14 protein-coding genes are annotated in these 12,539 nt (G+C 70.6%); 5 read left to right on the top strand and 9 right to left on the bottom strand.

Annotation, left to right across the window (positions count from 1 at the left end):
* Positions 1 to 6: 6 nt before the first annotated feature.
* The 4 genes from ACR68M_RS22615 to ACR68M_RS22600 all read left to right on the top strand — a co-directional run bounded on the left by ACR68M_RS22615 (position 7) and on the right by ACR68M_RS22600 (position 5,745).
* Entirely contained in the window at positions 7 to 1,254 is a 1,248-nt protein-coding gene (locus tag ACR68M_RS22615) for a PTS transporter subunit EIIC (RefSeq protein WP_441245929.1), read from the top strand.
* 251 nt (positions 1,255 to 1,505) lie between these two features.
* Positions 1,506 to 2,780 (top strand): PTS transporter subunit EIIC, encoded by a 1,275-nt coding sequence (locus tag ACR68M_RS22610; RefSeq protein WP_441245928.1) that lies wholly within the window; start codon positions 1,506 to 1,508, stop codon positions 2,778 to 2,780.
* 157 nt (positions 2,781 to 2,937) lie between these two features.
* On the top strand, positions 2,938 to 5,091 hold the full coding sequence (locus tag ACR68M_RS22605) for an RICIN domain-containing protein (RefSeq protein ID WP_441245927.1): 2,154 nt from the start codon (positions 2,938 to 2,940) through the stop codon (positions 5,089 to 5,091).
* Between the two features lie 66 nt (positions 5,092 to 5,157).
* Positions 5,158 to 5,745, top strand: a complete 588-nt coding sequence (locus tag ACR68M_RS22600; protein WP_441245926.1) for a hypothetical protein — start codon at positions 5,158 to 5,160, stop codon at positions 5,743 to 5,745.
* Positions 5,746 to 5,760: 15 nt separating this feature from the next.
* On the opposite strand, the gene ACR68M_RS22595 is transcribed toward ACR68M_RS22600, so the two are convergent.
* Both ACR68M_RS22595 and ACR68M_RS22590 read right to left on the bottom strand, forming a co-directional pair.
* Complete coding sequence (locus tag ACR68M_RS22595; protein WP_441245925.1) at positions 5,761 to 6,507, bottom strand: MBL fold metallo-hydrolase; 747 nt, start codon at positions 6,505 to 6,507, stop codon at positions 5,761 to 5,763.
* Between the two features lie 172 nt (positions 6,508 to 6,679).
* The gene (locus ACR68M_RS22590; protein ID WP_441245924.1) at positions 6,680 to 6,874 is read right to left on the bottom strand and encodes a MarR family transcriptional regulator; all 195 of its coding nucleotides are present in this window, start codon (positions 6,872 to 6,874) and stop codon (positions 6,680 to 6,682) included.
* Positions 6,875 to 7,088: 214 nt separating this feature from the next.
* Here ACR68M_RS22590 and ACR68M_RS22585 point away from each other — a divergent pair, with 214 nt between their 5' ends.
* On the top strand, positions 7,089 to 7,520 hold the full coding sequence (locus ACR68M_RS22585) for a type II toxin-antitoxin system PemK/MazF family toxin (protein ID WP_441251686.1): 432 nt from the start codon (positions 7,089 to 7,091) through the stop codon (positions 7,518 to 7,520).
* Between the two features lie 132 nt (positions 7,521 to 7,652).
* Here the strand turns inward: ACR68M_RS22585 and ACR68M_RS22580 are convergent, their stop codons facing one another.
* The 7 genes from ACR68M_RS22580 to clpS all read right to left on the bottom strand — a co-directional run bounded on the left by ACR68M_RS22580 (position 7,653) and on the right by clpS (position 12,406).
* Positions 7,653 to 8,621 carry a PLP-dependent cysteine synthase family protein gene (locus tag ACR68M_RS22580; RefSeq protein WP_441245923.1) on the bottom strand — a complete coding sequence of 323 codons (969 nt, stop codon included), beginning with the start codon at positions 8,619 to 8,621 and terminating at the stop codon, positions 7,653 to 7,655.
* A gap of 78 nt (positions 8,622 to 8,699) precedes the next feature.
* Positions 8,700 to 8,978, bottom strand: a complete 279-nt coding sequence (locus ACR68M_RS22575) for a MoaD/ThiS family protein (RefSeq protein WP_441245922.1) — start codon at positions 8,976 to 8,978, stop codon at positions 8,700 to 8,702.
* Positions 8,979 to 9,094: 116 nt separating this feature from the next.
* Entirely contained in the window at positions 9,095 to 9,211 is a 117-nt protein-coding gene (locus ACR68M_RS22570; RefSeq protein WP_441245921.1) for a putative leader peptide, read from the bottom strand.
* Positions 9,212 to 9,382: 171 nt separating this feature from the next.
* On the bottom strand, positions 9,383 to 9,814 hold the full coding sequence (locus ACR68M_RS22565; protein ID WP_441245920.1) for a Mov34/MPN/PAD-1 family protein: 432 nt from the start codon (positions 9,812 to 9,814) through the stop codon (positions 9,383 to 9,385).
* 43 nt (positions 9,815 to 9,857) lie between these two features.
* Positions 9,858 to 11,303 carry an amino acid permease gene (locus ACR68M_RS22560; protein ID WP_441245919.1) on the bottom strand — a complete coding sequence of 482 codons (1,446 nt, stop codon included), beginning with the start codon at positions 11,301 to 11,303 and terminating at the stop codon, positions 9,858 to 9,860.
* Between the two features lie 185 nt (positions 11,304 to 11,488).
* The gene (locus tag ACR68M_RS22555; protein ID WP_441245918.1) at positions 11,489 to 12,064 is read right to left on the bottom strand and encodes a DUF2017 domain-containing protein; all 576 of its coding nucleotides are present in this window, start codon (positions 12,062 to 12,064) and stop codon (positions 11,489 to 11,491) included.
* A gap of 48 nt (positions 12,065 to 12,112) precedes the next feature.
* Positions 12,113 to 12,406, bottom strand: coding sequence for an ATP-dependent Clp protease adapter ClpS (gene clpS, locus ACR68M_RS22550; RefSeq protein WP_441245917.1), 294 nt, complete (start codon positions 12,404 to 12,406; stop codon positions 12,113 to 12,115).
* Positions 12,407 to 12,539 lie beyond the last annotated feature (133 nt).

Below are 12,539 nucleotides of genomic sequence, written 5' to 3'. Positions count from 1 at the left end.
AAGCCCATGAGTACGACGACCGCCCCTGCGGCCGCCCCAGCCAAGAAGCCAGGTGCCGGCCTGTTGCAGGGCCTGCAGAAGATCGGGCGCAGCCTCCAGCTCCCGGTCGCCGTCCTCCCTGCGGCGGGCATCCTGCTGCGGCTGGGCCAGGACGACGTGTTCGGCAAGGACGGCCTGCAGTGGGGCAAGGTCGCCACCGTCTTCGCCACGGCGGGTGACGCCGTCTTCGGCAATCTGCCGCTGCTCTTCTGCGTGGGTGTCGCGATCGGCTTCGCCAAGAAGGCGGACGGCTCGACCGCGCTCGCCGCTCTCGTCGGGTACCTGGTCTTCCACAACGTGCTGACCGCCTTCCCGATGGCGGGCACCGTCACCGAGGCGCTCCCGGCGGGCAAGCCGCAGAATCCCGGGGTGTTCGGCGGCATCGTGATAGGCCTGCTGAGCGCGGTGATCTGGCAGAAGTACCACCGCACCAGGCTGGTCGACTGGCTCGGCTTCTTCAACGGCCGCCGCCTCGTCCCGATCATCATGGCCTTCGTCGGCACCGCCGTCGGCGTGCTGGTCGGTCTGATCTGGGGGCCGATCGGCACCGGCCTGACGAACGCGAGCGACTGGCTGACGGGCCTCGGCGCGGCGGGCGCGGGCATCTACGGCGTGGCCAACCGGCTGCTGATCCCGGTCGGCATGCACCAGTTCCTGAACACCTTCTTCCAGCAGCAGGTCGGCAGCTTCACGGACTCCTCCGGCCACACCTGGATCGGCGACATCCCGCGCTTCTTCCACGGTGACCCGACGGCCGGTCAGTTCATGTCCGGGTTCTTCCCGATTATGATGTTCGGTCTTCCCGCCGCGGCCGTCGCCATCGCGCACTGCGCCCGCCCCGAGCGCCGCAAGGCGGTCCTGGGCATGATGATCTCGGTCGCCCTCACCAGCTTCATCACCGGCGTGACCGAGCCGATCGAGTTCTCGTTCATGTTCATCGCCCCGGCGCTGTACGTGATCCACGCGCTGCTGACCGGCCTGTCGATGGCCGTCACGTGGGCCCTCGGGGTGCACGACGGCTTCGCCTTCTCGGCCGGTCTGATCGACTACGCGCTGAACTGGAACCTCGCCACCAAGCCCTGGATGGTGATCCCCATCGGGCTGGTTTTCGCGGCGCTCTACTACTCGCTCTTCCGCTTCGCGATCATCCGGTGGAACCTCACCACGCCGGGCCGCGAGCCCGAGGACGAGATCGAGGACATCACCAAGGACTGATCCCGCCCTGCTCCGGGGGCCCGTCCAGCCGTGCACCGACGGCTGGACGGGCCTTTTGTTGCGCAACTCTCCAAAAACTCAACAAGGTTTCGATTTCATAGCGCTTCCCAGCTGCGCGGCATTCAGGGGTTCCCCCCCTTCTCGACGCGTGCTAAAAACTGGTCTACACCACTAGTGGTGTAGACCAGTTCGCGGTTCGGCCCCCGATGCTCCGCCCCGACCGACCCGCCCTGCCGTTAGGAACCACCCCCATGAGTACGACTGCGCAGGCACCGGCGCCCGCCGCGGCGCCCACTCCCAGCCCCGGCAAGAAGTTCGGCCAGAGCTTCCTCCAGGGTCTGCAGAAGATGGGCCGCAGCCTCCAGCTGCCCATCGCCGTCCTCCCCGCGGCGGGCCTCCTGCTGCGTCTCGGGCAGGACGACGTGTTCGGCAAGGACGGCCTCGGCTGGCTCAAGGTCGCCGCGGTCTTCGCCACGGCCGGCCACGCCGTCTTCGACAACCTGCCGCTGCTCTTCGCGGTGGGCATCGCGATCGGCTTCGCCAAGAAGGCCGACGGCTCCACCGCGCTGGCCGCACTGGTCGGCTTCCTGGTGTACAAGAACGTCCTGACGGCCTTCCCGATCACCGCGGCCCAGGTCCTGCCCGGCAAGGACGCCGCCGCCACCTACCAGGACCCGGGTGTCCTCGGCGGTGTGGTCATCGGCCTGCTGAGCGCGGTGATCTGGCAGAAGTACCACCGCACCAAGCTCGTCGACTGGCTCGGCTTCTTCAACGGCCGCCGCCTCGTCCCGATCATCATGGCCTTCGTCGGCACCGCCGTCGGCGTGCTCTTCGCCTACACCTGGGGCCCGGTCGGCGACGCCATCGGCCACCTGAACAACACCCTGATCGGTGCCGGCTCGCTCGGCGCCGCCGCGTTCGGCCTGATCAACCGCGCACTGCTGCCCGTCGGCATGCACCAGTTCGTCAACTCCTACGCCTGGTTCCAGGCCGGTGACTACACCAAGGCCGACGGCACCGTCGCGCACGGTGACATCACCCGCTTCTTCGCCGGCGACCCGACGGCCGGGCAGTTCACCTCGGGCTTCTTCCCGATCATGATGTTCGCCCTCCCCGCCGCCGCCCTGGCGATCGCGCACTGCGCCCGCCCGGAGCGCCGCAAGGCCGTGATGGGCATGATGATGTCGCTGGCGCTGACTTCCTTCGTCACCGGTGTCACCGAGCCGATCGAGTTCGCCTTCGTCTTCATCGCCCCCGTGCTGTACGCCATCCACGCCGTCCTGACCGCCGTCTCGATGGCCGTCACCTGGGCGCTCGGCGTGCACGTCGGCTTCAACTTCTCCGCCGGTGCGATCGACTACGGCCTGAGCTGGCACCTCGCCACCAAGCCGTGGCTGATCGTCCCGATCGGCCTGGTCTTCGCGGCGATCTACTACGTGGTCTTCCGCTTCGCGATCACAAAGTTCAACCTCCCGACCCCCGGCCGCGAGAGCGACGAGGAGATCGAGGACATCACCAAGGCCTGAGCCCCGGCCGCCCGGCAGCTCGAGCAACCCCAAGGGGCCCTGTGCCCCTTGGGGTTCAGGCCTGCCCGGATTCGCTGCCCGAATCTCTGCGCGAATTTCTGTTATCCGACGGTCGCCCCCGGATCTCCCAGGTACCAGCTACCAAGGGGAGACCTGCATGGGAGTCAGGAAAGCCACCCACCACCGCCGCGCCAGGCGCGGCCGCCGTGGTCTGATGGTCACCGCGGCGGCCCTGGCCGCCGGGGCGCTCGCGGCCGGGGTCGGCATCGGCGCGGTGACCGAGGGCGACACCGCGCAGCCGGTCGCGGCAGCGCGGGCCGCCACCCGGGCCGTGGCGGCGGTGGCCTCCTCACCCGCCGCCGCGCCGCAGCACAACGAGCCGCCGACGCCGCTGCACGGCACGCCCAGCAGCGACCCGGCCCGTGGGCTGGTGTACTCCGGGCTCGTCCCCGCCGCCAAGGGCGACAAGTGCGAGGGCGTGTACCAGGTCTCCTCGGCGGCGCTCTGCACCCACGGGCCGGACGTCGCGCCCAAGGGCGTCGACATCCACAAGACCACTCCCCCGGCCGTCGCCGCGGCCCAGGCTCCGGACCTGACCGTCGGGGCCGGCGGCACGCCGTCCGCCGGTGACCTGCTGACCGACCAGCAGCCCGTCCTCGACGCCGCCGCGCCCCAGCAGGCCGTCGCGGCCGCCACCACGCAGACCCCCTCCCCGCAGACCGCCGACCCGCAGGCCTCCGCCGCGCCGCACCAGGCACCGGCCGCCGCCGGAGCGGCCCTGGTCTGCGACGGCGACGGGACGACCGGCAACCGCGTCCAGGTGCTGTACGTGCACGCGCCCGGCCAGGACCGGTTCGGCGAGTACCTGCCGTCCTTCCGGAAGTGGGCGGCCGACGCCGACACCATCTACAACGCGAGCGCCCAGGAGACCGGCGGCACTCGGCACATCCGGTTCGTCACCCAGCCCGACTGCACCGCCGCCGTGCTCGACGTGGAGCTCCCGGCCGGCGCCCTCCAGCAGTTCGGCACCAGCAACGACGCGCTGGCCAAGCAGGGCTTCAACCGGCGCGACCGCAAGTACATGATCTTCGCCGACGCCCAGGTCTACTGCGGCATAGGCACCTTCGCCGGCGACGAGCGCCCCGGCCAGGACAACATCAGCAACTTCGGCCCCTCGTACGGCCGGACGGACAACGGCTGCTGGAGCGGCTCCACCAGCGCCCACGAACTCGGCCACAACCTCGGCGCGGTGAACAACAGCGCCCCCAACAGCAGCAAGGCCGGCCACTGCGTCGACGAGTGGGACATCATGTGCTACTCCGACTCGCCGTCCTACCCGCAGATGCAGATCCACTGCCCGGACCGCACCCACGACGACCGGCTGGACTGCAACCATGACGACTACTACAACACCAGCCCCAAGCCCGGTAGTTACCTCACCACGCACTGGAACGTCGCCAACAACCAGTTCCTGATCGCCGGGAACGGCAACGGCGGTGGCGGCAGCACTCCCACCCCGACGCCCACCCCGACGCAGAAGCCCACGCCGACGCCGACCGCCAGCCACACCGCGAGCCCGACCCCGACGCCCACCTCGACCACGCCGACCGGCACCGGGCCCGAGGCGACGACCAGCCAGCTCACCGCCGACTCCGTGGTGGCCAGCTGGCCGCAGGCCGACGGCGCCGCCGGGTACGAGATCCGGCTGAACGGGCGCGCCATCAGCGTCGTCCGGTCGACGGTCGTCCGCATCGTCCGGCTCCGGCCCGACACCGCGTACACCCTCGCCGTCGCCGTCCGCGACGGCTCCGGGCAGACCTCCGCGCCCGGCAAGGCCACCGCCTTCCACACCCCGGCGACCGGCGGCTCGGGTGCCCCGACCAAGCCCGGCACGCCGTACCAGCTGCTCAACAGCCTCACCGGCCAGGCCGCCGACCTCTGGGGCAGCTCCGCCAACGACGGCACCGTGCTGATCGCGTACCAGAGCACCGGCTACGCCAACCAGCAGTGGCTCTTCGACGACGCCGGGTCCGGCTACCTGCGGATGCGCTCGGCGCTGACCGGCAAGTGCCTGCAGACCGGCGGCGCGGCGCTGCCCGGCCAGTACGTCGCGCAGCGGCCCTGTGACGGATCAGCAGCCCAGCAGTGGAAGTTGACGGCCGTCGGCAGCCGGTACGCGCTCTCCGCGAAGGGCTCCGACCTGGTGCTCGGCGTCAGCAAGCGCTGGTACTACGGGGGTTGGCTGCTGGAGCTTCAGCGACCCGCCGCCGATGCCGATTATCAGCAGTGGGCCGTGCAGCCCGTCTCCTGACCCACCCGTCCGTCGAAAGGGTGCGGCCCCACCGGGCCGCACCCTCTTTCTGGCAGGAGCTGTCCGATGCGAATTGCCCTTCTCCCGGCCACCGTTGCGCTCGCCGCCGGGCTCACCCTGGCGGGCGCCGGGCCCGCCCTCGCACACGGTGACTCGATCCACCTGGCGGTCGCCAACCGGGGCGGCGGCCAGCCGAGCACGGTGGCGACCTGGGAGGCCGACGGCGACCCCGTCACGGAGACGCTCGCCGCGACCCTGAGCGCGGTCTCCGCCGACGGCCACCGGGCCGGGCCATGGCAGTTGGAGCCGGTGCCGGGCAGCCCCGCGACCTTCGCCACCGCCGAGGCACTGCCCGTCGGCACCTGGCACGTCACCGTCGAGGCCGGCTTCCCCGCACTCGGACGGGAGGAGGCCGACATCACCGTGGGGCCGCCGGTCGCTGCACCGGCAGTCGCAGCAGGTCCGGTCGCCGCAGCGGGGCCGGTCACGGCAGGGCCGGTCGCCGCAGCATCCGCGCCCGCAGCACCGGTTGCCGCAGCGCCTGCCGGCCGGCCGACCGACCGGCTCGCCCTCGTCGTCGGCGGCATCCTCGTCGCCGCGGTGGCGGCGGCCTTCTGGGCGTGGAAGCGCGGACTTCCCCAGCAGGCGCGGTAGTTCAGACAGGGGCCGCTAGAGGTCGTAGACGGCGCCGGGCCGGGCCACCTCGACCGGGCCGTCGTACACAGCCGCCGCGTCGCGGAGGTTGCAGGCGGCGTCCGTCCACGGCGGGATGTGGGTGAGGACGAGGCGGCGGGCCCCGGCGGCGGCGGCGTGCTCACCGGCCTGACGGCCGTTCAGGTGGACCGCCTCGAACTGTTCACGGCCGTGCGTGTAGGCGGCCTCGCAGAGGAAGAGGTCGGTGTCCTGGGCGAGTTCGACCAGCTCGGGGCAGACGCCGGTGTCGCCGGAGTAGACGAAGCTGCGGCCGTCGTGTTCCACCCGGAAGGCGTACGCCTCGACCGGGTGGTTGACGGGGATCGCCGTCACCCGCAGCGGGCCGAGGTCGAAGGTGCCCTCCGTCAGGGTGTGGAAGTCGAAGACCTCCTTCATCCCCGGGTCCTCCGGCATGTCGTACGCGCGGGCGAGGCGGCCCGGGGTGCCGTGCGGCCCGTACACGGGCACCGGGTCGGGGCAGCCCTCCAGCCGGTAGTTGCGGGCGACCCAGTACGCGCACAGGTCGATGCAGTGATCGGCGTGCAGGTGGCTGAGCAGCACGGCGTCGACCTCGTACAGCCCGCAGTAGTTCTGCAGGGCACCGAGCGCGCCGTTCCCGAGGTCGATGACGGCGCGGTAGCCTTCCGCCTCCACCAGATAGCTGGAGCAGGCCGAGTCGGTGGACGGGAAGCTTCCCGAGCACCCCACCACGGTCAGTTTCATGCCGAGCCCCTCCGCCCCACTGGGTCATGGTCCGCACCTGCCGGACGCTACCTGTCGGTAGCGCTGTCTCCGCGAGACGAGAGTAAGGGCGGAGGGGCACTTTGCCCCCGTCTCCGTGCCGTGCTGTGGCTGGAATCACCAGAACGGGGCGGGGCCGGCGGGCCGCTTGCGGTCAGCGGTGGCCGGGGCGGTTGCGGGCCCAGCTGCGGATGGTGTCCGCGTACCACTTCGGGTGGCCGTTGGCGTCCGTCAGGTCCGGGTCGGGCAGCAGGCCGTGGCGGCGGTAGTTGCGGACGGTCTCGGGCTGGACGTTGATGTGGCGGGCGATCTCGGCGTATGACCAGAGTTCGGTGCTGCGAGAGGTCATCGGGGGCCACCTTCGGGCGAGGGTTCCGAGCCTCGGCTCGGGTGCTGCGGCCAGCTTTTTACGGCTCAACGACGACCTTTAGGACAGAACCGGCTTCGTGGTCGTTCCGTGACGAAGCGGCAGCCCGGAACGGACAAATCCCCGAATGTCACGGCGCCGCGTGCTCAGCGGATACGGTCTGCCGTACGAATTCGGACAGCTGGAGGAGAGCGGCATGCACGGCAACTGGGGCTGGGTGGCGGCGGGGCTCTTGGCAGCCCTCGCCCTGGTGGCGGCGGTGGCCCGCACCCGTCGGCGGCCGACCCCGAGGCCGACTCCGACCCGGACCCGGCCCGCCGGGCGGGGGCCCGCGCCCCGGGAGATCTGGTGGGCCGAAGTCCCCTTCGAGGACGGGCCCGGAGCGAAGGACCGCCCCTGCCTCGTCCTGCGGGTCAACGGCCGCACCGCGACCGTCGCCAAGATCACCAGCAAGCACCACGCGGAACGGCCTGGCGTTCTCCCGCTCCCGCCCGGCGCCGTCGGCGACCGCCAGGGCCGCACCAGCTGGCTGGAGACGGACGAGCTCCGCGAGGTCCCGCTCGCCGACTTCCGCCGCAGAATCGGCCCGGTCGACCCCCAGACCTGGGCCAAGGTAGCTGCTCGCTAAGGCCGGCCCCAGGAGCGCGGGGCTCTGCTTGATTCACTGCGTGCGCGAAATCGGAAGAGACGGTCCAGCGCCTCCCGCAGCGCGCAGTTCCCCGCGCCCCTGGATAGTGCAACTGGCCCTTGGCGGGCTGCGTCAGGCCCAGAGTTGGCCCTGGAGGGCTTCGACGGCTTCTTCGGTGGTGGCGGCGGTGTAGATGCCGGTGGAGAGGTACTTCCAGCCGCCGTCGGCGACGACGAAGACGATGTCGGCGCGTTCGCCGGCGGCTGCGGCCTTGCGGCCGACGCCGATAGCGGCGTGCAGGATCGCGCCGGTCGAGACGCCCGCGAAGATGCCCTCCTGCTGGAGGAGTTCGCGGGTGCGCAGCACTGCGTCGGCGGAGCCGACGGAGAAGCGGGTGGTGAGGACTTCGGCGTCGTAGAGCTCGGGGACGAAGCCCTCGTCGAGGTTGCGCAGGCCGTAGACCAGGTCGTCGTAGCGGGGTTCGGCGGCGACGATCCGTACGCCGGGGACCTTCTCGCGGAGGAAGCGGCCGACGCCCATCAGGGTGCCGGTGGTGCCGAGTCCGGCGACGAAGTGGGTGACGGTGGGGAGGTCGGCGAGGATCTCGGGGGCGGTGGTGGCGTAGTGGGCGCCCGCGTTGTCGGGGTTGCCGTACTGGTAGAGCATCACCCAGTCGGGGTGCTCGGCCGCGATCTCCTTGGCGATCCGGACGGCGGTGTTGGAGCCGCCGGCCGCCGGGGAGGGGATGATCTCGGCGCCCCACATGCGGAGCAGCTCGCGCCGTTCCTCGCTGGTGTTCTCGGGCATGACGCAGACCATGCGGTAGCCCTTGAGCTTGGCCGCCATGGCGAGCGAGATGCCGGTGTTGCCGCTGGTGGGTTCGAGGATGGTGCAGCCGGGGGTGAGCCGTCCGGCGGCCTCGGCGCGTTCGATCATGTGCAGGGCCGGGCGGTCCTTGATCGAGCCGGTGGGGTTGCGGTCCTCCAGCTTGGCCCAGAGGCTGACCTGTCCGTCGGCGTTGCCGGGGATGGCTGCGGAGAGGCGTGGCAGCCGGACCAGCGGGGTGTTGCCGACGGCTTCGAGCGGACTGTCGTAACGCAAGGCAGCCTCCGGCTGTGAGCGGGGAGTGGCAGGGGTGAGGGCGGCTCCCGTCGGGGAGCCGCCCTGGTCACACAACGATCAGCGGGAGCCGCCGGCCACGGCCGGGAGGATGGTGACGCTGTCGCCGTCGGTGACGGCGGTGGTGATGCCCTCCAGGAAGCGGACGTCCTCGTCGTTCAGGTAGACGTTGACGAAGCGGCGCAGCTCGCCGCCGTCCAGCAGGCGGTCGGCGATGCCGGGGTGGCGGGTTTCGAGGTCGGCGAAGAGCTCCTCAAGGCTGCTTCCGCTGCCCTGGACGGCCTTCTCGCCGTCGGTGTAGGTGCGGAGGATCGTGGGGATGCGGACCTCGATGGCCATGGCTGCGCTCCTGTGGGGTGGTGTCGGGTGGCCGCTCTGGCGCGGCTCGGAAAGCCTGGTGGATGCATGCCCCGGCGGGCGGGGCGACGAGCGGGTCGGCGGGGTGTCGCCGGAAGTCAGCGCGCGTCCGCCGTGCCGGGACAGATGGAGCTGGCGAGCCGGCACAGGTCGACGTGCAGGCGCGCCACGAGGCGGATGCCCGGGGCCTGGGTGCTCACATCGACGGAACGCATGCGCTCATCGTATAGATTCCCGCCCCCGCTCCGACATCTCCGTCTCGCGATCCGGATGATTCCGTCTCGCATTTCGTCATACCGGGTGCCCCGAGTTGCGCGGTGGGCGCAGCAGAGAGCCCGCCGCCCGCCCGGTGGGCAGTGCGGCGGGCTCCTCGGCACGCGGTCTGATCAGGCGGAATACGTCTCGACGACCTTGACGTCTTCCTCCGTGATCTCGCCGTCCACGATGCGGAACGATCGGAACTGGAACGCGTCCTCCGGGGCGGTGCCCTCGGCCGTCGAGACGAGCACGTAGTGCGCCTCGGGTTCGGAGGCGTAGCTGACGTCGGTGCGCGAGGGGTAGGCCTCGGTCGCGGTGTGCGAGTGGTAGACGATCACGGGCTCCTCGTCCCGGTCGTCCATCTCGCGGTAGAGCTTCAGCAGGTCACCGGAGTCGAACTCGTAGAAGGTGGGCGAGCGCGCCGCGTTGAGCATCGGGATGAACCGCTCGGGGCGGCCGGTGCCCGCCGGTCCGGCGACCACGCCGCACGCCTCGTCCGGGTGGTCGGCCCGCGCGTGGGCGACGATCGCGTCGTGCAGTTCTCGGGTGATGGTCAGCATGCGGTCATGGTAGCCAGGCCCGTAAGCGGCCCAGTCGTGGCGCTCACTGTGCGGACGGCGGCACGTGCAGGTGGTCGTGCGCCTTGCCGTGGACGGCCTCGGGGCGGCGGCGCTTGAGCACCTGGTACCCGATCACCAGCAGGGCGGCCCAGACCGGGAAGACGTACAGCGAGATGCGGTTGTCGTCGTCGAAGGCGATCAGCACCACGACCAGGCCGAGGAAGGCGAGCGCGGCCCAGCTCGTCCAGGCCCCGCCGGGGGCCTTGAAGCTCGGCGGCGGGAGGTGCCCGGCGCGCCAGGCGGTGCGGTAGCGGATCTGGCAGACCAGGATGACCGCCCAGGTCCAGATGCCGCAGACGGTCGCGACGGAGGTGACGTACGTGAACGCCTTGCCGGGGGCGACGTAGTTGAGGATCACGCCGAGGCCCATCAGCAGGGCGGAGACGGTGATGGCCAGGGCGGGGCTCTGGTGCCGGTTGAGGCGGGTGACGCCGCCGGGGGCCTGGCCGCGCAGGGCGAGGTCGCGGAGCATCCGGCCGGTGGAGTACATGCCGGAGTTGCAGGAGGAGAGCGCGGCGGTGAGCACCACGAAGTTGATGATCCCGGCGGCAGCGGGGATGCCGATCTTGGCGAAGGCGGCGACGAACGGGCTGACGCCGGGTTGGAACTCCGTCCACGGCACCAGCGAGAGGATGACCACCAGGGCGCCGATGTAGAAGAGCACGATGCGCAGCGGCAAGGTGTTGATGGCGCGCGGCAGGGTCTTCTCGGGGTTCTCGCTCTCGCCTGCGGTGACGCCGACGAGTTCGACGCCGAGGTAGGCGAACATGACGATCTGGAGGGTCATCAGCGTCGCGCCGATGCCCTTGGGGAAGAAGCCGCCGTCCTGCCAGAGGTGGGTGACGGAGGCGGTGTCCCCGGCCTTGCTGAAGCCGATGGTGAGCACGCCGATGCCGATCAGGATCATGCCGATGATGGCGGTGACCTTGACCATGGAGAACCAGAACTCGATCTCGCCGAAGAGCTTCACCGAGATCAGGTTGGCGGCGTAGAGGATGACCAGGAAGGCCAGTGCGCTGAGCCACTGCGGGAAGCCGGGGGCCCAGTACTTGACGTAGACGGCGGCGGCGGTGGTCTCGGCCATGCCGGTGACGACCCAGAACAGCCAGTACGTCCAGCCGGTGACGTACCCGGCGAAGGGGCCGAGGAACTCGCGGGCGTACTCGGCGAAGCTGCCGGAGACCGGGCGGTAGGTGAGGAGTTCGCCGAGCGCGCGCATGATCACGAAGATCACCACGCCGGCCACGGCGTAGCTGAGGATCAGGCTGGGGCCGGCCTTGGAGATGGCCGTGCCGGCGCCGAGGAAGAGGCCGGTGCCGATGGCGCCGCCGATGGCGATCATCTGGATCTGACGGCTGTTCAGCCCGCGGGCGTAGCCCTCGTCGTCGGGTTTGGCGTCGACGACCTCGTCGTACGTGGGGTCGGCCATGGCCACCGTCCTTGCTTCGTGGGGTGAGGAAGTCCTACCACGCTGTAACCGGAGAGCGGTGCTCGTCTGAGCGTTATTTGAGCATGTGATGCACCGCTCTGCCATGATTCGCCCGAAATGACCAATCCCCCTGTCCACCAGGTGGACAGGGGGATTGGGGGATTGGGGGCCGGCGAGGGGTCGGGTCAGCCCGTCATCGCCTCGATCAGCGACTCCTGCATCCCGCCGAGCCAGAGGTACGCCATCACCAGCGGCTTGCGCTGGTCGCTGTCGGGCAGCTGGTAGAGCCCTTCCTCGTCCTCCTCGGTGACCTCCAGGCGGGTGCCGAGCGTCAGCCGCAGGTCGTTGAGGGCGCACAGCCAGCGCGGGCAGTCGGCGGCGGCGACCTTGACCTCGCCGCCCGCGCCGCCGAGGCCGTCCAGCGCCCGGACGACGCTCAGCGCGTCGTCGCGCTTGCGGGCCCGCAGGTCCAGCTCGGTGTAGCGGCGGAACTCGGCGGCCGAGGCCTTCGTCTCGTCGTCCGCCACCGCCCCGGGCTCGCCGTACGCGTCGGGGAAGAGCCGCGCCAGCGCCGGATCCTCGGGGGCCTCGCTCGGACCCTCGGCGAACAGTGCGGCCAGCGGGTCGTCGCTCTCCCCGCCCGGCCCCGGGCCGATCAGCTCCAGCATCTGCACTTCCAGCGAGCGCAGGATGGACGCCTCCAGCTCGTCCAGCACGATCGCCGCACTGCCGCCGCCGGTGCTCTCGAACAACCCAGCCATGAGTCTGTGTCAGCCTGTCTTCGTCGGTTGGTGGTTCAGGTTCGGGTGTCAGTCGTGCTGGAGGGTGGCCCACAGGCCGTAGCCGTGCATCGCCTGCACGTCCCGCTCCATCTCCTCGCGGGAGCCGCTGGAGACGACGGCCCGGCCCTTGCCGTGCACCTCCATCATCAGCTGCCTGGCCTTCTCCTTCGGGTAGCCGAAGTAGGCCTGGAACACGTACTGCACGTAGCTCATCAGGTTGACCGGGTCGTTGTGGACGATGGTCACCCAGGGTGTGTCCGGCTCCACCGACGGGAGGCTTTCGACCTCCGGGCGCTCGATCTCCACGGGCGCGACACTCACGGCTGACACTCCTCGCTGGGGCACTCTCGAAGCACGGATTCCGTCTCTCATGCTTCCATCCGAGCGACGTCGGAGCGAATCCGGGTGGACGTTCCGGCTTGCCGCACGAGAAATCGTCACTCTGACGCTAAGT

It is taken from the genome of Kitasatospora sp. McL0602 (assembly GCF_052076145.1).
GTDB lineage: Bacteria > Actinomycetota > Actinomycetes > Streptomycetales > Streptomycetaceae > Kitasatospora.
This window is presented reverse-complemented; position numbering and strand designations above follow the sequence as displayed.